This is a genomic window from Novosphingobium sp. PhB165 (genome assembly GCF_004341845.1).
In the GTDB taxonomy this organism is placed as follows: Bacteria; Pseudomonadota; Alphaproteobacteria; order Sphingomonadales; family Sphingomonadaceae; genus Novosphingobium.
The window spans coordinates 19,307-40,977 of sequence record NZ_SLVB01000005.1; the positions used below are offsets into that span (position 1 = coordinate 19,307).

A 21,671-nucleotide genomic window follows, 5' to 3' on the forward strand; every position below is an offset into this window, starting at 1 on the left:
GACGGGGGCGGCAAGGTTGATTTTGTTGACCATACAACCCGTTGTGCGGCCGCATCTTCTTGGCGGACGGTGGTTAAGACGCTCGATAACCGCCTCATTCCGGGCGCGGACTTTTTCCTCGGCCTCTACCGGCCCTGTCAAAGAGTACGGGTCACTTTCGCGAGGTGCGGCGGGCTGTCGGGATCGCGGCCGCGCGCGACCGAAAGGGCGTTGGCAAGGCGGTAGAAACTCTGCGCTGCCAGCACCGGTTGGAGCATCGGATGCGCGGTGAGCGTGGGCAGGGTGATGCCGGGAAAATTGCCGATGCTCGGGCCGACGCCCGCGCCGATCACGGTGGCACCGCGCTCGGCAAACATCGGGGCGAGGGCGGCGACGCTTTCGTTCGATTCGTCGTCCTGACCCAGCAGGATCACCGGGAAGCCGTTCTCGACGATGGCCATCGGTCCATGGCGCACTTCGGCGGCACTGAAGGCCTCGGCATGGAAACCGCAGGTCTCCTTGATCTTGAGCGCCATTTCCTGCGCCACGCCGAACGCGGGGCCACGCGCAACGACGAAAAGGCTGCGCGCCTCACGCAGCGGTTCGAGCGCCGGCGTCCAGTCAAGCTGCCAGGCCTGCGCGAGCAGGTTGGGCAATGCGTTCAGCGCGGCGGTGAGGTCCGCGTCCTCGCTCCACGCCGCGATCAGGTCGAGAATGCCGGCAATGCTGGTGATGTAGGACTTCGTCGCCGCAACCGAACGCTCCGGCCCCGCGCAGAGCGGCAGCAGCACTTCGGCATCGGTCGCCAGCGGCGAGGCTTCGTCGTTGACCAGTGAGATCAGACGCGCGCCGCCCGCGCGGGCATGTTCGGCGGCGGCGATCAGGTCCGGGCTGCGGCCGGATTGCGAAGATCGCGATCATCAGCGTCTCGGCATAGTCGGGCGGGGAATCGTAGACCGAACTGACCGAAGGCGCGACCGAAGTGGTCAGCAGCCTTAGCTGCGTCTCGACCAGATAGCGGGCGAGCGTGGCGGCATTGTCAGAGCTGCCGCGCGCCAGTGTCGCCACTGCGCGGGGCGGGGCGGCGCGCAGGCTTTCGGCCAGCGCGGCAAGGGCAGGGGCGTTGCGGGCGCGCTGACGAGCCACGGCCTCGGCAGCTTCGGCGGCTTCGGCGAACATCAGGGTGGTTTCAGGATTGTCGATCATGGTCCTGCTATCCGGCGCGAGGCACATTGAGTTCGGCAACGAAGTCATAGGCGTCGCCGCGATACCACGACCGGGTCAGCTCCACCGGGCGCCCTTCGGCATTATATCCGCGGCGTTCGATGGCGAGGCCCGGCGAATTCTTCGGGATCTTGAGCAGGGCGGCCTGCTCGTCGGTGAACAGCACCGCGCGGAAGCGCTGGAGCACGCGGACGGGCCGATCATCGCCCAGCGCATCGTAGAGCGAATCCTCCACGGCATCGGGCGAAGGCAGCGAGGAGGCCGGAACCGTGGCCGATTCCAGCGCCATCGAAACGCCGTCCGCATAGCGGATGCGGGTGAAGCGATAGACCGTGCTGCCCGGGCTCAGCCCCAGCGCCATCGCCTCTTCGGGCGAGACCACCGCTTCGGCGCGCGAAATCCATCGGCTGTGCGGCGCGCGGCCGCGCGACAGCATGTCTTCGGTGAACGAGGAGATCGCCGCGAAGTTCTTCTCGACGCGCGGCGCAACGAAGGTGCCGGCCCCCTGACGGCGCGTGAGCATGCGCGCTTCGACAAGGCCGTCGAGCGCCTTGCGTACGGTCACGCGGGAAAGGTTGTAGGCGGCGGCAAGGTCGCGCTCGGGCGGCAGTGCTTCGTCCGGCAGGAGGACCTGGTGCTCGATCGCCTGGCGCAAAAGGCGCTCGAATTGCCGGTAGAGCGGGGCGGTATCCCCCTCCGGAAGCCGGCCGACGCGATCGACGAACATTGCCTTTGTCTCCATTCAGTGGCCGTTTTCTACGGCAAAGGACAATGCCACTTCAATACCAAAAATCATGGATTTTGCGGATAGGCAAATTTTGGTATTAAGTTTGTACTACTAATGCGTGAGCAGGATGAGCGCTCCCCGGGGGCGGGAACGGGCATCGATGGCCTTTGGGCATGGCGGCGCGCAGGGTTCCACGCGGCGCGGAAGGGCTCAGTTGATTGTCGGCCCGCTCTCGTGCGCGTTGGCATCGGGGGCCGCATAACCGCCGCGTTCGATGGCCTCGGCCAGCACCGGCAGCACATCATTGAGTTCCCGCGCATAGCCCGTCCAGCGCCCAATCGACCGGGTGTTGAGCGGCTCGCGAATGCGCGCGTGGCTGGGCGTCGGGCTGTGATGGACGAAGGTGTGGAATTCAAGCTGCGCCGGTTCCATGTCGAGCCCTAGCCACGCCATCAGCTCTGCGGTCTGGGCGTGCTGATCGGCCACGAAATGCTCGTAATGCAGTTCGTGCGCGGGGACCGGCAGGCTTTCCAGCCAGTGCCCGGTCAGTTCCTCCATCCGCGCATAGTGCTGTGCGAGGTCTTCGATCCGGTAGCCGCAGGAAAAGCCGTGCGTGAAGTCATGGCCCATCGCCGAGACCATCACGTCGCGCGGATCGCGGGCCACCACCACCACCGGTGATTGCGGGAACGCCAGTTGCAACAGCGGCAGGTACAGCTCGTTCAGCGGCATCCTGTCCGTGAAGAGCGTTGCGCCATCGCGCAGCAGGCCGTGGCGCTCGGCAAGGGCGAGGTAGTGGTCGCGCAGTTGCACGCCCAGCGTGTCGCGCTGTTCCTCGGTGACGGCCTCGGCGTGGCGGGGGAAAGCACCCGCAGTCCACAAGGCCGCCTTGTCCGCCAGTTCGCGGCCGAAGGGCAATTCGCCGCCCGCGCGGACTTCGGAATGGCTCGCGGCCACTTGTTCGATCAGCGCGGTGCCGGAGCGTGGAAAACCAAGGATGAAGACCGGTTGCGGCACCCCCTTGCGGCGCGGGGCGGGCAGGAAATCGGCGAAGCGCTCGGGCGTGAAGAAGTCCCGCCATTGTGCCACCAGTTCGCCCACCGCGCGGGCCGGATAGCTGCGGCTGGCGGCATGGGCGAGCGCGGCCTTGCCCGCGACGAAGTCTTCCCAGGCCTCGGCCTTGCGCCCAGCCCGGTCGCGCAGGCGACCGCGCAGCAGCAGGGCGGCGCCGGAAGGCTCGGGTTCGGCTTCCAGCATGGCGAGGCCTTTCGGCCAATCCGCCGTGCGCGAAAGCAATGTCACGCGCTGGAGCGTCAGGTCGGTGCCTTGCCGCAGCGCCAGCGGCTCGGCACGGTCGAGCAGAGCGGCGGCGCGGTCGAAACGGCCGGCCTGTTCCTCCAACTCCGCCAGCCAGAGCAGCGGCGGCAGCGCTTCGGGCATGGCCTGCACGGCTTCTTCCAGTAGAGGGGCAGCTTTGACGAGCCGGCCCTGACGCTGAAGATTGCGGCCGAGATCGGCGAGCAACTGGGGCTGCCGCCCGGCAATGCGGATGGCTTCGGACAGGTGATGCGCGCCTTCGACCAGTTCGTCGCGCTCGCCCAGCATATGACCGAGGCGCGTGTGGGCGTCGGGATTGTCGGGCTGGGCGGCAATCGTTTCGCGCAGGACCGTCTCGGCCTCGTGCAGGCGGCCGGTGCCATGCAGTTCCTCGGCCAGTGCGTCGCGCGGCCAGGCGCTCTCGGGAACGAGGGCGATAGCCTCGCGCAGCAGGGCCTCGTGGCGGTCGTCCGCGCCACGCGCCTTGGCGGCCAGCGCCAGCACCTCGATTGCGTCGAGTGCCAGCGCGGGCTCCGCGCGGGCCGTGTCGGCCAGCGCCTCGGCGCGGGAGAGATCGCCCGAGGACAGGGCCTGTCGGGCATCGGCAATGGTCTGCATATCGGCGGACATGCCGGCAGCTTAGGGCGCTTGCGAGGCGCGGTGTCAACCGGGCTTTAAGGCTGGCTTCAAGGCGGTATCGGTGAAGAGAGCGGCCATCAGCTCCGGCCCCGAGGGGAAGTAGAGGTGCATGTAGCTGGCCGTCAGCGACCCACGGCGGAACACGCGCTCGCCGGGCCGTCCATCGGGCGTGGCGGCATTGGCCACCGGGGAGAGCGCGGTTTCTAGCGTCGAATAGTGGAACGTATGGCCGCGCACAGGATGGCCGTCGATCTCGGCCTCCTGCATTCCCAGAGCGGCCAGCCGGGGCTGCATCGTCGCCAAGGCGGGGAGCAGGCCGAGCAGGGCGGCGCGGGTGCCCTTGCCGTCATCCAGCGTCTCGCACGTATAGAGCATGCCGCCGCACTCGGCGAGGATCGGGCGACCGGCGGCGTGATGCGCGCGGATCGAGGCCAGCATCGGGGCATTGGCGGCAAGGCGCTCCAGATGCAGTTCGGGATAGCCGCCCGGCAGCCAGAGCGCATCGCATGCGGGCAGGGCCGCGTCGGTCAGCGGCGAGAAGAACACGGCCTGCGCGCCTGCTTTTTCGAGGAATGCGAGATTGGCCGGGTAGATAAAGGCGAAAGCCTCGTCGCGGGCAATGGCGATGCGCTTGCCGGTGAGCGATGGCGGCGGGGGCATGTCCACCGGCGCGGCGAAGGTCACAGGCTCCGGAAGCCAGAGCGCGCTTTCCGGCAGCAGATCTGCCGCCCGGTCCAACCGGGCGGAAAGGTCGGCCACTTCGCCCGCCTGCACCAGCCCTAGGTGCCGTTCGGGCAGGCCTATCATAGCGTCTCGGCCCAGTGCGCCCAGCCAGCGGATGTCACTGGGTACGCTTTGCTCCAACAGGTCCGAATGCCTTAGGCTGCCCACACGGTTGGCGAGCACGGCGGCAAGGTTCACGCCCGCGCGATAGGTCGCAAGGCCATGAACGAGCGCACCGAAAGTCTGCGCCATGGACGATCCGTCTACCACCGCGAGCACCGGCAGGCCGAAGCGCCGCGCGAGATCGGCGGCGGAGGGATCGCCATCGTGCAGGCCCATCACCCCTTCGACAAGGATCAGGTCCGCCTCGCACACCGCTTCGTAGAGCAGGGCGCGGCATTCGGCCTCGCCCACCATGAAAAGGTCGAGCTGATGCACCGGGGCGCCGCTCGCCGCTTCGAGGATCATGGGATCGAGGAAGTCGGGTCCGCACTTGAACACGCGTACGCGCCGCCCTTCGCGGGCATGGCGGCGGGCGAGCGCGGCGGTGACGAGTGTCTTGCCCTGTCCCGAGGCGGGCGCGGCGACCAGCAGGGCAGGGCAGGCGGTCACTTGCGGCGTTCCGCGTGCAGCGCCGGGCGCAGGGTCACGGCAAGTGCCCAGAGCGCGGCGGCAATGCCCGACCACAGCAGCGTGGAGAGCAAGGTAGTCGGGAAATAGCGCCCGATGCGCGGGAGGAACCCGGCCAGCGTCGGATCGGGGAAGCGGCCGCCGAGGAAGTAGAACCCGCCGCTCGAGAGCAAGTGCGAGACGAAAGTGGCGGGGATCAGCAGCACGGCCATGGCAGGCAGGGCGGCAAGGCGGTCACCGAGCTTCGCCGCCGCCACGCGCCCGGCAAGCCACATCACGCCATAGGCCGGGACCAGCATCGCGTAAGCCGGGGTAAAGCAGAATCCGGAGCCGCCCAGCACCGAGATCACCACGATGTCGATCGCATAGCCGAGCGCGAACAGCGCGGCGAACCCGGCAAAACGCCGCACGAAGAAGCCAAGCACGAAGAAGCTGGCAAGATCGGTGTCGGGCAAGTGGACGACCTGACTCAGCGAGTGGGTACGCGTCACCAGCATGACGGCGGCGAGCGCGGCAAACACGAAGAGGCTGACGCGGGCGGATGGCGGATTGGCGGAACGGTTCATGGTCTGGGATCTCCCAAGGCGGTTGGGGAAAGGCGTGCAGGAAAGGCCTCGGGCGATATCGCCCCGGCGAGAGGATCAGCGGATCGGTGTCACTCTGGCAGGCTCCTTTCGACACGACTTCGACTGTCGTCTCGCCAGGGATGCTTCCCGCTACGGGAACCATGCCCTCGTCCGCCCGGTGCATCCCGCCCGCGCAGAGGAACGACGGCAAGGGGCCGGTTTCCTGACTTCCCGGATCGTCGCGCCTTCCGCCGCCTTCTCGGAACCGTCCGGTCCCAATGGCGCGTGGCGGGGCGCATCCCCGGTTACAGTTGCGGGAGCAGTGCCGGCATGTCCCGCGAGTTTCCCCGCAGGTCCGGACTTCCCGATTAAGCCCTCTCGGGCACCCTTTGCAGGGGCGGACCTATGGCACTTCGCGGGCGCGCGCAAGCTTCGGGCACTTGCCAGCGGGGCGCCCGCACGATAGTTGCCGCGCCGCGACAGGTTCCTCGCAAGAGGATCAAAAGGGAACACGGGTTCAAGACCCGGGCTGCCCCTGCAACTGTGAGCGGCGAGCCGTGCGGCCATTTCGCCATTGGAGCCGAAGCCATTGACTTGGCAGGATTCTGAGAAGGCGGCCGAGACGGCATTGACCCGCAAGCCAGGAGACCTGCCTGACGCAGTCGTTCTTCGTCCGGACAGGGTGTGCCGGGTGAACGAGGGGGCTTTTTCCTCGCGCAACGACAGCCATTGCCTTGCCGGTGCTCGCGCTTCGGCGGGGGTCTTCGATGCTTGTTTGAAGGAAAACCCATGACGTTCCGGATTTTCGCCACCACGGTTTCGCTCGCGGCCCTCGCGGCAGCCTGCCCGACGATGGCTTTCGCCGACGAAGCAGATAGCGGCGACAGCATCGTCGTTACCGCGCTGCGCACCCCGCTGGCGGCCGATCGCGTTGCCCAGACGGTGACCGTCCTCGACGACGCGCAGATCGTCGCCGCGCAGCCGATCGCCCTCACCGACATGCTGCTGCGCACGCCGGGCATCAGCCTTTCGCGCAACGGCGGCTACGGCACGACCACCAGCCTGCGCATTCGCGGCGCCGATGCCGGCCAGAGCGCGATGGTGATCGACGGCATGCGCCTCGCCGATCCGTCCTCGACGGCGGGCGGCTATGCCTTCTCCAATCTCTTCACCGACGATATCGATCACATCGAGATCCTGCGTGGTCCGCAGTCGATCCTCTGGGGCAGCGATGCCATCGGCGGCGTCATCAATGTCACCACCCGGGCCCCGACCAAGCCGCTGGAAGGCAGCTTCGCGGTGGAAGCAGGCACGCACGATACCGTCTCGGCGCGTGCCGGCGTGGGCGGCACGTCGGATTCCATCGACTGGCGCGTCTCCGCCTCGCGCTTCACCACCGATGGCATCTCGGCCAGCGATCAGGGCACCGAGCCCGATGGCTATCGCCGGTCTGCGGCCAACGGGTCGTTCACATATCGCGTCGCGCCGGGCGTTTCGATCGATCTCAAGGGCTATTGGTCGGATTCGCATAACGACTTCGACGGCTTCGGCGGGGACTCGCTCGCCTATGGCGTGAACAAGGAGTGGGCGGGCTACGCCGGGCTCAACTTCGCGCTGCTGGATGGCAAGCTGGTCAACCGCGTGGCCGTGACCCAGACCGAGACCGACCGCCAGAACTTCGATCCCGCGCAGACCATCCGGCAGCTCACGTTCGATGCGCATGGCCGCGTGCGCCGCTACGAATATCAGGGCACCTACAGCTTCTCGGACGCGGTGCAGGCCGTCTTCGGCGCCGAGCGCGAGGAGCAGCGGATGACTACCGCCTCGCCCACGGACAGCACGGATCCTTACGTGCTCACGCCGAGCAAGGCGGATACCAACAGCGTCTACGGCGAACTGCGCGTCAGCCCGGTGACCGGGCTCACCGTGAGCGGCGGCGCGCGTTACGACCATCAGTCGCGCTTCGGCGGCAACACGGTGTTCAGCGCCGGCGCGGCCTATACGCCGAACGCGGGCAAGACCGTGATTCGCGCCAGCTACGATCAGGGCTACAAGGCCCCGTCGCTCTACCAGCTGTTCAGCGACTATGGTGCGGCCAACCTCCAGCCTGAAAAGGCCAAGGGCTGGCAGGTGGGCGCCGAGCAGGGCCTTGGCGACCTGTTCCACGTCTCGGCCACCTGGTTCCAGCGCGATACCGACAACCTGATCGACTTCGCCTATTGCCCGACCAGCGGCACCCTGCCGGACATCTGCTACATCCCGGGCACCACCACCGAGCGCTTCGGCTACTACGCCAATGTCCGCAAGGCCCATGCGCAGGGCCTCGAACTGGCGGCGTCCGCCAAGTGGAAGGTGCTCTTCGCCGAAGGCAACTACAGCCTGATCGAGGCGGAGGACCGCACGCCGGACAGCAGCACCTATGGCCGCCAGCTTCAGCGCGTGCCGCGCCATCTCGCCAATATCGAGGGCGGCGTGGACCTGCCGCAGGGCATCCGCGCCAGCATCGCCGCGCGCTATTCGGGCGAGAGCTACAACGCCGCCACCGGCACGGCGAAGCTTGACGATTACTGGTTGCTCGACTTGCGCGCCCAGTGGACAGTTGCCCCCGGGCTCATGCTTCAGGGCCGCATCGAAAACCTGACCGACAAGGACTACGAGACGGCGGCGGGCTACAATTCGCTCGGCCGTACGGTTTACCTGGGCCTGAGGAGCCAGTTCTGATGTTGAACGCAGTCGAGCCGGGACCGTCGGTGGTGGTTTGCAGCACCTGCCGGTTCTCGGCCGCTGCGCGCGAGGACGAAGGCGGGCAGCGCGGCGGCGCGCTGCTGGCCGAGGCCATGCGCACGGTGCAGGCCGCCGAACCGGGCCTGCAAGGCGTGGCGGTCCAGGAGATGCCCTGCCTGTTCGCCTGCCAGCGCCACTGCGCCGTTCATCTGCGCGCGCCGGGCAAGGTGGGCTATGTGCTGGGCGATTTCACGCCCGACGAAGAGGCCGCGCGCGCGATCCTCGAATATGCCGTGCGCCACGCGGCCAGCGAGGAAGGGCAGGTCCCTTACCGCGAATGGCCGCAGGGCGTGAAAGGCCACTTCATCACCCGCACTCCCCCCGAAGGGTATATCTGCACATGACCATGTTCGCCGACAGCGCGGCTTTCGCCGCCGCGCTTGCCGATCTTCCCGCACCCGACGCCGAGGCTGCCGATGCGGCCGCGCGGCGGCAGGCGGAGCTGACCAAGCCCGCCGGCTCGCTGGGCCGGCTGGAGGAGATCGCGGTCTTCATGGCCGGCTGGCAGGGCCGGGAAATCCCCCGCGCCGAGCGGATCCACGCGGTGATCTTCGCAGGCAACCACGGCGTCGCTGCGCGCGGGGTGAGCGCCTATCCGCCCGAAGTCACCCACCAGATGGTCGCCAATTTCCGTGCGGGCGGGGCGGCGATCAATGCGCTGACGCGCGCCTGCGGGGCGGAACTGGGCGTGGTGCCGCTCGATCTCGACCGGCCGACCGGCGACATCACGCATGAGCCGGCCATGAGCGCGGCCGAATGCCTTCAGGCGATCAATATTGGCGCCGCCGTGGTCCGGCCCGAAACCGACCTGCTGTTCGTGGGCGAGATGGGCATCGGCAACACCACCCCTGCCGCCGCGCTTTCGGCGCAAGTCTTCGGCGGCGAGGCACGCGACTGGACCGGCCGTGGCACCGGGCTCGACGACACGGGCATGGCGCGCAAGGCCGAGGCGGTAGCAGCGGCACTGGCGCTCCACGGCGCCGATTGCACCGACGCTTTCGAGACGCTGCGCCGCCTTGGCGGCCGCGAGATCGCCGCGATGGCGGGCGCCGTGCTGGCGGCGCGGCATCACCGCGTTCCGGTCCTGCTCGACGGGTTCATCTGCTGCGCATCGCTGGCGCCGCTCTTCGCGGACAACGGCGGCGTGCTGGACCACTGTCTGGCCGCGCATTGCTCGGCCGAGGCGGGGCACGTGCGGTTGCTGGAGAAGCTGGGCCTCGATCCGCTGCTCCACCTTGGCATGCGCCTTGGCGAAGGCTCCGGCGCGGCCGTGGCGGCGCAAGTCGTGCTCTCGGCCCTGGCGGCCCATGAAGGCATGGCGACGTTTGCCGAAGCCGCCGTTGCCGGGGCGCAGGCCGGAGTTGGCGCCGGAACGGAGACCGCGTGAACGGCATTGTCCTTCACCTGATGCGCCACGGCGAGCCACGCGAACCGGGCCTCCTGCTCGGCCATCGCGACGATCCGCCGCTTCCATCGGGTACCGCGCGCTGCGTGCTGCGGGCGGATGGGTTGGACTTCGCCCAGGTGCTGAGTTCGGACCTCTCGCGCTCGCAAGTCCCCGCGCGGCAGATCGCCGGCCAGCGGAAACTGCCGCACCGCTCCGACCGGCGCTGGCGCGAACTCGATTTCGGCGAGTGGGACGGCATGGCCCCGCATGAGCTGGACCCCGCCGTGCAGACGCGGTTCTGGGACGATCCGGAAGGCTCCGCCCCGCCCGGCGGCGAGCGCTGGTCGCAGTTGCGCAACCGCATTGCCGAGGCCCTGCGCGGGATCGACCGCGCAACACTGGTTGTCACTCATGCCGGTGCCATGCGCGCTGTGCTCTCGGTGCTGTTCGGCTTCGATCACCGGCAAGTCTGGGCTTTCGAGCTGGGCTATAGCGCGCTGCTCAGCCTGCGGCTCTGGCCGGAAACGGGTGGACGGCTCCCGGCCGCGCAGATCGTCTCGCTGGACCGGGGTAGCGCGTGATCCGGCAAGTCGTCCTCGCGCTTCAGTTCCTGACGCGCCTGCCACTGCCGGCCGTGCGCGCGGATAATGACGACTTTGCGAAATCGATGCGTTGGTTTCCGCTGGCGGGTCTGGTGGTGGGGGCATTGGTCGCCGGATGCTGGTGGCTGGGCGCGAAGGCCGGGGCGGACTGGCTGGCGGCGCTGGCCGGGCTGGTCGCCTGGGTCGCGGTGACGGGCGCGCTCCATCTCGACGGGCTTGGCGACATCGCCGATGCCACGGGCGCCGCGCACAAGGACCGGGCGCGGCTTTCGGCGGTTCTGGCCGACCCCCATGTCGGCAGCTTTGCGGTCGTCACTATCGTGCTGCAACTGCTGGCCAAGCTGGTGCTGCTCCATGCGCTGATGCCGGGGCAGGTCTGGGCGCTCCTGCTGGTGCCCGCGCTGGCGCGGATCGGGCCGCTGTTCTGGACCATGGCCCTGCCGCCGCTGCACGAAGGGCTCGGAAGCCGTTTTCGCAGCGCGATCCGGTGGCCGCATCTCGCTGTCTGGTGCTTGCTGGCGGTACTGGCCGGAGCCCTGATCGCGCCGTCTCTGCTCGTTCTGTTCCTTGCCGTGCCGCTCTGGGGCTGCTGGTTGAAGAGCCGGATCGGCGGCATTTCGGGCGACGGGCACGGCGCGGGGATCGAGCTTGTCGAAACCGCGCTGCTCGCCGCGCTGGTGGTGCTGCGGTGATCGCGCGGTTCCTGCACCATGGCGGCCGCGTGGCGGAAGCGGCGCGGCTGTTCGGCGGCGTGCAGGAGGGCTGGCTCGACCTTTCCACCGGCCTCAATCCCGTGCCCTGGCCGATCCCGCCCGCATTGACGCCGGACTGGAGCGCCTTGCCCGACCCGGATGGGCTCGCCCGGCTGGAGACCGTCGCCGCTCGCCACTTTGGCGTCGATCCGGCGCTGTGCTGCGCAGTCCCCGGCAGCGAGACGGCGCTGCGTTTGCTCGGGCATGTGCTAGGCCTGCCGGGCCGCGCGCTGGTGCCGTGCTATCGCAGCCATGTCGAGGCTTTCGCGGAATCCCGCCCGGTGCGCTTTGGCGAGGAACCGGCCGCGCCCGAAGTGGTCGTCATGGCCAATCCGAACAATCCGGATGGCGCTCAGCACGCGCGCGGCGATGTGGTGGACTGGGCCGAGCGGATCGAACGGCAGGGTGGCTGGCTGATCGTGGACGAAGCCTTCGCCGATTGCCGCCCGGAAACGAGCGTGGCCGATGCGGTGGACGGAGGCCGGCTCATCGTCCTGCGTTCGTTCGGCAAGTTCTTCGGGCTCGCCGGGCTGCGCCTCGGCTTCGTGCTGGCGCCGCCGGAGATCCTGTCCACGCTGCGCGCACTGATGGGAAGCTGGCCCCTCCACACGGCGGCGCTGACCATCGGCGCGGCCGCCTATGGCGATATCGACTGGATCGCCAGGACCCGGCAGGAGCTTCCCCCCCGCGCCGCCAAGCTGGATGCGGTGCTGCGGCGTCACGACCTCGAACCGCGCGGCGATTGCCCGCTGTTCCGTCTGGTCACCGGCTGCGCGGCTGGCGAGGTCTTCGAACGCCTTGCCCGCGCGCGGATACTGGTGCGCCCCTTCGAGCAATTCCCCGACTGGCTGCGCTTCGGCGTGCCCGCCGATGCCGCCGCGCTGGCGCGTCTCGACGCGGCGCTGGGCCATGGCTGATCCGGTCGCCGTCGCGGCGCTGGCGCTTGAGGCACTGCTGGGCTGGCCGTCGCGACTGCATGCGTTGACCGGCCATCCGGTGGGCTTTTTCGCGAAAGTGATCGGTGCCTGCGAGCGCGTGCTGAACCGCGCGGCATGGCCCGCGTTCCTGCGCCGCATTGCGGGGCTTGGCGCGATGCTCGCGCTGATCGGCGGGGTTGTCGGCGCGGCGCTGCTGGCCGAATTCGCCGTCCGCGCCGTGGCCGGGAACTTCGCATGGATTGCACTCGCGTTGTTGGCGTGGCCCGCGCTGGCTGCGCGCAGTCTCGACGATCATGTGCGCCCGGTGTTGGCCGCGCTGGAGGCCGGAGACCTCTCCGCCGCGCGGCGCGCGGTGGGCATGATCGTCGGCCGCGAGACCGCGCAACTTGACGAGGCGGGCGTCGTCCGGGCCGCGATCGAAAGCCTTGCCGAAAGCTTCTGCGACGGCGTCGCCGCGCCGCTGTTCTGGCTGTTGGTCGGCGGACTTCCGGGCGTCTGGGCCTACAAGGCGATCAACACGGCGGACAGCCTGATCGGCCATCCGGAGGAGCCGCTGCGCGCCTATGGCTGGGCGGCGGCGCGGATCGACGATCTCGCGAACCTGATCCCGGCGCGGCTGGCGGGTGTGTTGCTCTGCCTTGCCGGAGCGGGCGGTTGGCGCGTGCTGGCGCGCGACCATGGCCGCCATGCCTCGCCCAATGCCGGATGGCCGGAGGCGGCGATGGCGGGCGCGCTGGGCGTGCGGCTGGCCGGGCCCGTCACCTATGACGGCGTGCTTGCGGCCAAGCCGTGGATCGGGGAGGAGGGCGCCGAAGCGCAGGCGGCGGATTTGCGGCGGGCACTGGCGATCTACCGCCGGGCCTGCGGGCTGCTGGGACTTATCGCGTTAGGAGTAGCATGGCTGGCTTGATGTTGCAGGGAACCGGCTCCGACGTGGGCAAGTCGGTCATGGTCGCGGGGCTGTGCCGTGCGCTGGTCAACCGGGGTTTGCGGGTGCTGCCGTTCAAGCCGCAGAACATGTCCAACAATGCCGCCGTCACCCCGGAAGGCGGCGAGATCGGCCGCGCGCAGGCGCTTCAGGCGCTCGCCGCGCGGGCGCCCCTCCATGTCGACATGAACCCCGTTCTACTGAAGCCTCAGGCCGACCGGACCTCGCAACTGGTGGTTCACGGCGAAGTGCGCGGCACACTGGGAAGTGCCAATTTCCGCGAGGCGCGGCGCACGCTGCTGCCCGAAGTCATGGCCAGCTACCGCCGGCTGGAGGCGCGCTGCGACCTCGTGGTGGTCGAAGGCGCGGGCTCTCCGGCCGAGATCAACTTGCGCGCCGGGGACATCGCCAACATGGGCTTCGCGCGCGAAGCAGACGTTCCCGTGGTGCTGATCGGCGATATCGACCGGGGCGGGGTGATCGCCTCGCTGGTGGGCACCCGCGCGGTGATCGAGCCTGAGGATGCCGCGCAGATCCGGGGTTTTCTCATCAACAAGTTCCGCGGCGATCCGGCGCTTTTCGCCGATGGCTATGCCGCCATCGAGCAGCGCTCGGGCTGGCGCGGCTATGGCGTGCTGCCGTGGCAGAGCGCGGTCGGCCGCCTGCCGAGCGAGGACGCCGTGGTGCTCGAACGCGGGCTGGGCGGCGGCTCCGGCAAGCTGCTCGTCGCCTGCCCGATCCTGCCGCGCATCGCTAATTTCGACGATCTCGATCCGCTGCGGCAGGAGTCCGGCGTGGAGGTCGCGATGATCCCACCGGGCACGCCGATTCCGGCCGAAGCTGCGCTGATCGTGTTGCCGGGCTCCAAGGCGACCCTGGCCGACATGGCCTTCATGCGGGCCGAGGGCTGGGATATCGACGTGCTCGCGCATCATCGGCGCGGGGGCATGATCCTGGGCATCTGCGGCGGTTTCCAGATGCTGGGCAGGACCATTGCCGACCCGCTGGGGATCGAGGGCGAGCCGGGTGAAATGGCGGGGCTGGGCCTGCTCGATGTCACGACGGTGCTGGGCAATCGCAAGGCCCTGCGCGAGGTTTCGGGCACCGCACTCGGCGTGAACCTGACCGGTTACGAGATGCACATGGGCGTCACTGAACGTGACATGGCAGCGCCGTTCGCCATGCTCGACGGAGATCGGCCCGACGGCGCCGTCGATGCCAGTGGACGCGTGATCGGAACCTACTGCCACGGCTTGCTCGCCTCGACCGATCTGCGTGCCGAACTGCTCGCCCGTCTTGGCGCGGCGAGCGACCGGCGCGACCACCATGCCGAAGTCGATGCCGCGCTGAACGAACTCGCCGCCGCCATGGAGGAGCATCTCGACATAGATGGCCTCCTGGCCCTTACGGAGTATCGCCCATGACCCGGAGCACTCTCGTCCTCGGCGGCGCGCGTTCGGGAAAGAGCCGCCATGCGCAGGCCCTGATCGAGGGCTTTCCTGGCCGTCTTGCCTATATCGCCACCGGCGAGGGGCTCGACCTGGAGATGGAGGCGCGCATCGCTCGTCACCGCGAGGAGCGGGGCCCGCGCTGGAGCACGATCGAGGCGCCGCTCGATCTCGTCGCCGCCATCGCGCGCGGGGCCGACGAGGCCGATGCCGTGCTGGTCGATTGCCTCACGCTCTGGCTGTCCAACCTGATGTTGGCCGAGATCGCGCTGGCGCCCCGGTTCGATGCGCTCTGCGCCGCGGTGGCCGCCTGTCCTTGCCCGATTGCGCTGGTGGCCAACGAGGTCGGGCTGGGCCTTGTCCCGGAAACCCCGCTGGGCCGCGCTTTCCGCGATGAGGCGGGGCGGCTCAACCAGCGGATTGCCGCGATTGCCGATTCCGTGGTCTTCGTCGCGGCCGGTCTGCCGCTGCGGCTGAAGTAGCCGCGCACAAAAAAGGCCGCCTGCGAAGAGGCGGCCTTTTCAGGATGAGGCGGCCGCCCAAAGGGCAGCCGGCCGGAGATCAATGCGTCAGAAATCCACCCAGTCGTCCTGCCCGGTCGCCAGCGCGATGGCGGGCTTGCGGGCAGCGCTGACTTGCGGCGCGACCTGGCTGGTGGTGATGGCGGCCGGGACAGGGCGCGCGGCCGGGCGGGCCGGTGCGGCACCGCGCGGCTCGTTGCCGATGCGGAACATCGCGGCGCGGTCGGACAGCGCGGTGACCTCGCTGTTGAGGTTGCGCGCGGCGGCCGAGGTTTCCTCCACCATGGCGGCGTTCTGCTGCGTCGCCTGATCCATCGTGCCGATGGCGGCGCTGATCTGGGTGATCGTCGAGGACTGCGCCTGATTGTCGGTGGCGATGTCGCTCAGCAGCGTGTGCACCTCGGTCACGTCGCCCGAGATGTTCTGGAGCGCCCCATCGACGCGCTGCACGGCCTCCACCGCAGTACCGATGTCGGTCTGCGTGGCGGTGAGCTGCTCGCGGGCGCGCTTGGCTTCTTCTTCCGAGCGCATGGCGAGCGCCGAAACGAGATCGGCCACGACCGCGAAGCCGCGACCGGCATCACCGGCACGGCCCGCCTCGACAGCGGCGTTCATCGCAAGGACGCGGGTCTGGAAGGCGATCTTGTCGAGCCCTTCGATCACCGAGTCGATGCCCTTGGCGCTTTCGCTCACGCGGCCCATGGCCTGAACGGCCTCGTCGGCGATCGAGCGGCCGGATTCGACCACGCCCATCGCCCCGTCGGCGCGCTGCACGGTGCGGCCGGCAGCGGCGGCAGTGGCGCGCAGGCGGTCGTCCATCTGGGTGATCGCGGCCGACGTCTCTTCAAGGCTCGCGGCATTGCTTTCGGTGCGGCGGGCAAGGTCTTCGGACGCCTGCGCGATCTCGCCCGAGCCGGTGCGGATGGCGACGGCGCTTTCGGCCACGGCGCCGATCAGGTCGCGCAGCGCGGCAAGAGCGGCGTTGAAGTTCGTCTTCAGCTCCGCATACGTGGCCGGGAACTCGGCCGAGATGGTCTGCGTCAGATCGCCTTCGCGGATCGCCTGAAGGCTGGAGCGCAGGGTGGTGGTGACGATTTCCTGTTCGGCGGCGATGCGCGCGTCGATCTCGGCGCGGGCTTCGGCGGCGGCGCGGAACTGCTCGACGGCTTCGGCGATCTCGCCGATTTCGTCGCGGCGGTCGCGGAAGGGCACGTCAACCTTGCCGCCTTCGGCCAGCGTGGTGGTCACTTCGGCGATGCGGCCCATCGGCACCGCGACCGAGCGGTTGATCGCCAGCCAGATAAGCACGATGGAAATGATGCCCGCGCTGGCCAGGCTGATGGCAAGGAAGATCGCGGTATCGGCGGTCGCTTCGCCTTCGGCGGCCTTCTGGGCGGTGCGCTTGCGCATCATGTCGATGAGCTTCTGGGCCTGCGCGATGGTGTCGTGCGAGGCCTGCTTGCCCTCGGTCTTGATCATCGCCATGGCGCCCGGGAAATCGCCCTTGGTGCGCAGATCGAAGATGCGATCGTTGACCTGGGTAAGCTCGCCGGCCACGCGCCGCATTTCGGCGATATCGGGCTTGAGCGAGTCATCGGCAATGTTGTCGAACGCGTCGATGGACTTGAGCAGTTCGTCATTGCCGCTCTTCACGCGGTCACGCAGCTTGGCGGCATCGTCGGCATCGGCGGCGTTGTAGTAGCTGTAAACGATGATCCGCAGTTCCTTGACGTTGCTGATCACGTCGGCAAGCGCGGACATGCCGCCGACGCCGCGCTGAACATGCGTCTGCGCGATGGTATTCAGCGTGCGGGTCGAAAGAAAGCCGTTGAGTCCCACAGCGCCGAGCATGACGCCGAGAACGATAAAGGCGGCCAGAAGCTTTTTGGGCAACCGCCAATTATTTAGAGAATCAAGCATCTTAGGTCCAATTCCAGCTTGAAGGGGTCGGCCCCGCCATCGGCGCGCCATGAATATTATAGGATGACGGCGCGGTTCGGGCGGCTTGGGGCAACGATCCGGTCAAGAATTCATCGGCTTCGCATCGAATTCGGGCAGGCTGCGAGACTGTTTGAAAATCCGGCCATGACCGGACCTGCGGCTGCGATCCGCTCCCCATCCCACCGTCCGAGCATAAGCCCGCCGGGCGGTCGGATGGGGGGCGGCCGGCGCCGCGCCAGGCATGCGCTTTTGCGCATTCTTCAAAGTGGCCCCGTTCAAGGGGAATTCGCGTCTGTTCCGGCGACTGCGGACCGAATTAAAAAAAGAGGCCAGGATGGCGAACCACCCTGGCCTCCATGACGTGCCGGCCTTCTGCTTGGGGGCTGAAAGGCCGCCGGTCGACTCTTAACGGAAGAGCGACAGGATCGTCTGCGGCGCCTGGTTGGCGATCGACAGAGCCTGAACGCCCAGCTGCTGCTGGACCTGCAGGGCCTGAAGCTTCGCCGATTCCTTGGCGAGGTCGGCGTCGACAAGGTTGCCGATGCCGGTCTCGATGGTGTCGCTGAGCTTGCTGGTGAAGTCCAGCTGGCCGTCGATCTGACGCGAAGCGGCACCGAGGGTGCTGAGCTTGTCGTTCAGAGCCGTCGACAGGGCATCGAGGTTGGTCACTGCAGTAGCGGCCGACGATGCCGAAGCAAGGTCGGTGCTGCCGCTGAGCGAGCCGAGGCTCACAGTCGACGAGCCCTTCAGCGAAGTCAGGTTAACGCTGCCGACCTTCAGCAGGTTGCTGGTGTCGAGGGTCTGCAGCGAGCTGACCGAACCGCCGCTGCTGTCGAGCAGGTTGACGCCGTTGAAGTCCGACGACTTGATGATCGAGTCGATCTGCGACTTCAGGCCGTCGTAGTCCTTCTGGAGCGCGCTGAGCGTGCCCGAGTCGGTTGCCGAGGCAGCTTCGTAGGCCTTGGACTTCATGTCGTTCATGAGGTCCGAGATCTGCTCTGCGCCCGAAACCGCGACGTCGACAACGCTCTTGGCGTTGTTGAGCGACGAGGTTACCGAGGCCAGGCCACCCTGGTCGCCACGCAGGGTCTGCGCGACGGTGTACTTTGCCGAGTCATCCTTGGTCGAGGACACGTTCAGGCCGGTGTTGATGCGGCTCTGGGTCGTGGACAGCGACTGGTTGGTGGCATTGAGCGACTGAAGGGCGGCCATTGCGCCGGCGTTGGTCTTGACGGAAAACGACATCGTTTTCATTCCTTCCAGAATATTAAGGCCGAATTCTGCGGCCTGAACCGGAGTACGCCGGTCCCCGTGCAGACCTGCTTCTTCAGGCCCGCAAGACTCTTCTAGGAACGTGCTTGGGGAGACCGGACGCGATCCGCGCTATTTATTTGAGAGGGCGGCAAAATTTGCCTAGCTGAAGCAGATGGAAAGGCGCTTTCGGGCCTTTTTCAAAGCGGGAAGGGCCTCAAAACAAAGAGGGGCGCCGCACGTGGCAGCACCCCCTCCTTTATTTTTTCATGTCTTACCGGAACAGGGCGGCCTGCCGAATTCTCGCACCCGCTACCAAAACCCGTCATCCCCGCGAAGGCGGGGATCCCGCTTGTTCTTCGAGCGCAAGGAAGAAGGAAGCGGGGCCCCCGCCTACGCGGGGGCGACGATGTATTGGGTCTGAGGTGGGGCTTCAAAATTCAGAAGCCGTTGTGCCCCCTGAAACCCATCAGAACGGGAACAGCGCGTCGTAGATCTGCTGGCCCCAGCGTGCCTGCTGCGCGTCGGTCAGCTGGCCGCGGCCGCCGTAGCTGATGCGGGCATCGGCGATCTGCGAATGCTTGATCGAGTTGTCACGCGCGATGTCCTCGGGCCGGATCACGCCGGTAACGACGAGTTCGCGCAGCTCGTAGTTCACGCGCACTTCCTGCCGGCCACGGATCTGGAGATTGCCGTTGGGCAGCACACCCACCACCGATGCGGCGATGGTCATGTTGATCTGCTCGCTGCGCGCGGTCTTGCCCACGCCGACGGCGCTGGATGAGGAATTGGTGTCGGTCAGGGCCGAGGGGTCGGAACCGGTCACCTTCTGGATGTGGCTTTGCAGACCCAGCAGCGCGGCGACGCCGGCGGTCTCCTTGCCGTCGCGGGTGCGCGTGGTGGTGTTGTCGACTTGCGCGTTGTCGGCGATGTTGATGCGGATGGTGACGATGTCCCCCACGCGCGAGGCGCGCTGGTCATGGAAGAACGCGCCCGCGCCGGTGCGGAACAGCGATGCGCCGCGCGCGCCCGGCGCCAGCGAGGGATCGTCCACGGCGCCGCGATCGGTCGTGCCCTGATTGCCGATGGAGGGTTCGAGGCGCGGGGCCACCGGCGCTTCGGATTCGCTCAGCTTCGGTGCCTTGCCCACGTTCTTGAGCCGGCCCACGGCGCCGCAGCCGGTCAGCAGCGTGGCGGCCATCAGGACAGGCACGAGACGGGCGTAAGTCGGTTTCATGATGAGACTGTCCTTCGCGATCAACGCATCGGGATACTGACTTGCCCGGGCCCGTCGGCGACGGCGTCGAGCGTGCGGTTGGTGGCAAGGTTGAGCACGCGCACGGGCTCGCCCTTGCCGGCATCGGCCAGCGCGCGGCCGGCCGAGGAGATGTGCATGGTGGCGGTGGAGACCGAGATCGTCACCGCCTCGCCCCGGTGGATGAGGCGCGGGGCGGCAACGTCTCCGGCCCGCACCGGCGCGCCCTGGTTCAGGCGGCGCGTCGCTTCCTGCCCGGCGGCCTGCGCCGGAGACAGTGCGCCGCGCGCCGAGCCCGGGGCGAGCGGGGACTGGGTAAAGTCCCCGGCGCCCAGCGTCTCGCCGCGCTCGACCGTGCGGACGAGCACCGGGGCCTTGACCATTTCCGGTACGGCCGGAGCGGCGACCGGAGCCGCTGCCGCCAGCATGAACAGGATCGCCGCCGCCATGACCTTAGCCGCCGGTCTGCGTGGAGGTCTGGAGCATCTCGTCCGAGGTCTTCACCACGCGGCTGTTCATCTCATAAGCGCGCTGCGCGGTGATGAGCGAGGTGATTTCCGAAACCGGGTTGACGTTCGATGCCTCGACGAAGCCCTGGTTGATCGAGCCGAACGAGGGATCGGCCGGATTGCCGACAGTCGGCTGGCCCGAAGCGCCGGTTTCCAGATAGAGGTTCGAGCCGATCGCTTCGAGACCCGCTTCGTTGACGAAAGTGGCGAGCTGGAGCTGGCCGACGGTCTGGAGGTTGGTCTGGCCGTCCATCTTGACCTGCACTTCGCCGGTCTTCGAGACAGTAACGCTGACGGCGCCCTGCGGGATGGTGATGTCCGGCTGGACGCGGTAGCCGTCGGTGGTGACGAGTTCGCCCTGGTCCGAAAGCTGGAACGAGCCGGCGCGGGTATAGGCCAGCTCGCCCGAGGGCTGCATGACCTGGAAATAGCCCTGACCGTCGACCGCGAGGTCATAGGTATTGCCGGTGTTGGTCAGCGCGCCCTGTTCGGTGATGCGGTAGATGCCGCCGGTCTTCACACCCGCGCCGAGCTGGATGCCCGAGGGGACCTGCGTGCCGTCCGCGCTGGTGGCCGCGCCGGGGCGCGAGACCTGCTGGTAAAGCAGGTCCTGGAACTCCGCGCGCTGGCGCTTGTACGCGGTGGTGTTCATGTTGGCGATGTTGTTCGAAATGACGTCGACGTTGGTCTGCTGCGCGAGCATGCCGGTCGAGGCAATGGAGAGCGAACGCATGATGGCTCCTTCGTGAGAATGGGTTGTCGGCGGTTATTCTGGGTCAGCTGACCTTGCTCAGCCGGTCGATCGCGCGCTTGCGCATGTCGGCAAGGTCGGCCGTCATCCGCTGGCTGGTCTGATAGGACCGCAGGATCTCCACCATGTGGGTGGTCTCGGTGATCGGCTCGACGTTGGAGGCTTCGACGCCGCCGCTCTTGAGCTTGGTCTGCGTGGCCGCCAGCATGTTGCCGCCGGTGCCGGTGAACAGGCCGTCGCCGCGCGGGTCGACCATGTTTTCATCGGCGAACGTGGTCACGGCAAGGCGGCCAAGCGGACCGTTCTTGCCCATCACGGTGCCGTCCTCGGCGATCGACATGCCGCTCATCTGGTCGGCCGGCACATTGATCGGGCGGCCGTTCTCGTCCAGCAGGCGCTGTCCGCCCGACGTGGCCAGATCGCCGTTCTGAAGCACCTTGATGAACCCGGCGCGGGTATAGACCACGCCGCCGTCCGGGCTCTCCACATTGAGATAGCCGTCACCGTCGATCATCACGTCCAGCGGATTGCCGGTGGCCTGGAAGGAGCCCTGCGAGGTGTCATGCACGGTACCGAAGTCGAGTACGAAGGACGTCTTGCGCGCATCGTCCACCGGCGCTTCCTGCGCGGTCTCGACATATTCGTGGAACAGCGCCCGTTCGCGCTTGAAGCCCACCGTGCTGGTGTTCGCCATGTTGTTGGCAACGATGTCCAACTGGCGGCGCAAGGCTTGTTCGTGGCTCAGCAAAACGAAGGAGGAAACGTCCATTTCCGGTACCTCGGGAAAAAGTTCGCGGAT

At 67.8% G+C, this 21,671-nt stretch carries 19 protein-coding genes, 1 pseudogene and 2 riboswitches; of the genes and pseudogenes, 9 read left to right on the plus strand and 11 right to left on the minus strand.

Annotation, left to right across the window (positions count from 1 at the left end; genetic code table 11):
• Nucleotides 1–137: 137 nt before the first annotated feature.
• From EDF56_RS14525 to EDF56_RS14545, 5 genes and pseudogenes are all read right to left on the minus strand, one after another.
• Nucleotides 138–1,185: pseudogene (locus EDF56_RS14525) on the minus strand (SIS domain-containing protein).
• Between the two features lie 7 nt (nucleotides 1,186–1,192).
• Nucleotides 1,193–1,930 carry a GntR family transcriptional regulator gene (locus EDF56_RS14530; RefSeq protein ID WP_132388666.1) on the minus strand — a complete coding sequence of 246 codons (738 nt, stop codon included), beginning with the start codon at nucleotides 1,928–1,930 and terminating at the stop codon, nucleotides 1,193–1,195.
• Between the two features lie 210 nt (nucleotides 1,931–2,140).
• Nucleotides 2,141–3,877, minus strand: coding sequence for a sulfotransferase (locus EDF56_RS14535; RefSeq protein ID WP_132388668.1), 1,737 nt, complete (start codon nucleotides 3,875–3,877; stop codon nucleotides 2,141–2,143).
• A gap of 33 nt (nucleotides 3,878–3,910) precedes the next feature.
• Nucleotides 3,911–5,221: a cobyrinate a,c-diamide synthase gene (locus tag EDF56_RS14540; protein WP_132388670.1), complete on the minus strand. Its 1,311-nt coding sequence runs from the start codon at nucleotides 5,219–5,221 to the stop codon at nucleotides 3,911–3,913.
• Nucleotides 5,218–5,805: a hypothetical protein gene (locus tag EDF56_RS14545; protein WP_132388672.1), complete on the minus strand. Its 588-nt coding sequence runs from the start codon at nucleotides 5,803–5,805 to the stop codon at nucleotides 5,218–5,220. The genes EDF56_RS14540 and EDF56_RS14545 overlap by 4 nt, the downstream gene beginning before the upstream one ends.
• Before the next feature lie 195 nt (nucleotides 5,806–6,000).
• Nucleotides 6,001–6,210, minus strand: a riboswitch (cobalamin riboswitch).
• A 59-nt stretch (nucleotides 6,211–6,269) separates the two neighbouring features.
• Nucleotides 6,270–6,477: riboswitch (cobalamin riboswitch) on the plus strand.
• A 117-nt stretch (nucleotides 6,478–6,594) separates the two neighbouring features.
• Between EDF56_RS14545 and EDF56_RS14550 the strand changes: the two genes are divergently transcribed.
• Genes EDF56_RS14550 through cobU form a run of 9 tightly spaced genes read left to right on the plus strand, consistent with a single transcriptional unit; the run spans nucleotide 6,595 to nucleotide 15,126 of the window.
• Nucleotides 6,595–8,526, plus strand: a complete 1,932-nt coding sequence (locus EDF56_RS14550; RefSeq protein ID WP_132388674.1) for a TonB-dependent receptor — start codon at nucleotides 6,595–6,597, stop codon at nucleotides 8,524–8,526.
• Complete coding sequence (locus EDF56_RS14555) at nucleotides 8,526–8,933, plus strand: DUF1636 domain-containing protein (RefSeq protein ID WP_132388676.1); 408 nt, start codon at nucleotides 8,526–8,528, stop codon at nucleotides 8,931–8,933. Before EDF56_RS14550 ends, EDF56_RS14555 begins: the two co-directional genes overlap by 1 nt.
• Nucleotides 8,930–9,976, plus strand: a complete 1,047-nt coding sequence (gene cobT, locus EDF56_RS14560) for a nicotinate-nucleotide--dimethylbenzimidazole phosphoribosyltransferase (RefSeq protein WP_132388678.1) — start codon at nucleotides 8,930–8,932, stop codon at nucleotides 9,974–9,976. The genes EDF56_RS14555 and cobT overlap by 4 nt, the downstream gene beginning before the upstream one ends.
• Complete coding sequence (locus tag EDF56_RS14565; protein WP_132388680.1) at nucleotides 9,973–10,557, plus strand: histidine phosphatase family protein; 585 nt, start codon at nucleotides 9,973–9,975, stop codon at nucleotides 10,555–10,557. Before cobT ends, EDF56_RS14565 begins: the two co-directional genes overlap by 4 nt.
• The gene (gene cobS, locus EDF56_RS14570) at nucleotides 10,557–11,270 is read left to right on the plus strand and encodes an adenosylcobinamide-GDP ribazoletransferase (RefSeq protein ID WP_132389518.1); all 714 of its coding nucleotides are present in this window, start codon (nucleotides 10,557–10,559) and stop codon (nucleotides 11,268–11,270) included. The genes EDF56_RS14565 and cobS overlap by 1 nt, the downstream gene beginning before the upstream one ends.
• Entirely contained in the window at nucleotides 11,267–12,247 is a 981-nt protein-coding gene (locus tag EDF56_RS14575; RefSeq protein ID WP_243652606.1) for a threonine-phosphate decarboxylase, read from the plus strand. Before cobS ends, EDF56_RS14575 begins: the two co-directional genes overlap by 4 nt.
• Nucleotides 12,240–13,178, plus strand: a complete 939-nt coding sequence (gene cbiB / locus EDF56_RS14580) for an adenosylcobinamide-phosphate synthase CbiB (RefSeq protein WP_132388682.1) — start codon at nucleotides 12,240–12,242, stop codon at nucleotides 13,176–13,178. Before EDF56_RS14575 ends, cbiB begins: the two co-directional genes overlap by 8 nt.
• Nucleotides 13,166–14,620 (plus strand): cobyric acid synthase, encoded by a 1,455-nt coding sequence (locus EDF56_RS14585; protein ID WP_132388684.1) that lies wholly within the window; start codon nucleotides 13,166–13,168, stop codon nucleotides 14,618–14,620. The genes cbiB and EDF56_RS14585 overlap by 13 nt, the downstream gene beginning before the upstream one ends.
• Nucleotides 14,617–15,126, plus strand: coding sequence for a bifunctional adenosylcobinamide kinase/adenosylcobinamide-phosphate guanylyltransferase (cobU, locus tag EDF56_RS14590; RefSeq protein ID WP_132388686.1), 510 nt, complete (start codon nucleotides 14,617–14,619; stop codon nucleotides 15,124–15,126). The genes EDF56_RS14585 and cobU overlap by 4 nt, the downstream gene beginning before the upstream one ends.
• Before the next feature lie 87 nt (nucleotides 15,127–15,213).
• On the opposite strand, the gene EDF56_RS14595 is transcribed toward cobU, so the two are convergent.
• The 6 genes from EDF56_RS14595 to EDF56_RS14620 form a co-directional block, all read right to left on the minus strand.
• On the minus strand, nucleotides 15,214–17,058 hold the full coding sequence (locus tag EDF56_RS14595) for a methyl-accepting chemotaxis protein (protein ID WP_347812987.1): 1,845 nt from the start codon (nucleotides 17,056–17,058) through the stop codon (nucleotides 15,214–15,216).
• 453 nt (nucleotides 17,059–17,511) lie between these two features.
• On the minus strand, nucleotides 17,512–18,351 hold the full coding sequence (locus EDF56_RS14600; RefSeq protein ID WP_132388689.1) for a flagellin: 840 nt from the start codon (nucleotides 18,349–18,351) through the stop codon (nucleotides 17,512–17,514).
• A gap of 475 nt (nucleotides 18,352–18,826) precedes the next feature.
• Entirely contained in the window at nucleotides 18,827–19,594 is a 768-nt protein-coding gene (gene flgH, locus EDF56_RS14605; RefSeq protein WP_132388690.1) for a flagellar basal body L-ring protein FlgH, read from the minus strand.
• A 20-nt stretch (nucleotides 19,595–19,614) separates the two neighbouring features.
• Nucleotides 19,615–20,061, minus strand: coding sequence for a flagellar basal body P-ring formation chaperone FlgA (gene flgA, locus EDF56_RS14610; RefSeq protein ID WP_132388691.1), 447 nt, complete (start codon nucleotides 20,059–20,061; stop codon nucleotides 19,615–19,617).
• Between the two features lie 4 nt (nucleotides 20,062–20,065).
• Nucleotides 20,066–20,854: a flagellar basal-body rod protein FlgG gene (gene flgG, locus EDF56_RS14615; protein ID WP_132388692.1), complete on the minus strand. Its 789-nt coding sequence runs from the start codon at nucleotides 20,852–20,854 to the stop codon at nucleotides 20,066–20,068.
• Nucleotides 20,855–20,897: 43 nt separating this feature from the next.
• Nucleotides 20,898–21,641, minus strand: coding sequence for a flagellar hook-basal body complex protein (locus tag EDF56_RS14620; RefSeq protein WP_132388693.1), 744 nt, complete (start codon nucleotides 21,639–21,641; stop codon nucleotides 20,898–20,900).
• Nucleotides 21,642–21,671: the final 30 nt, after the last annotated feature.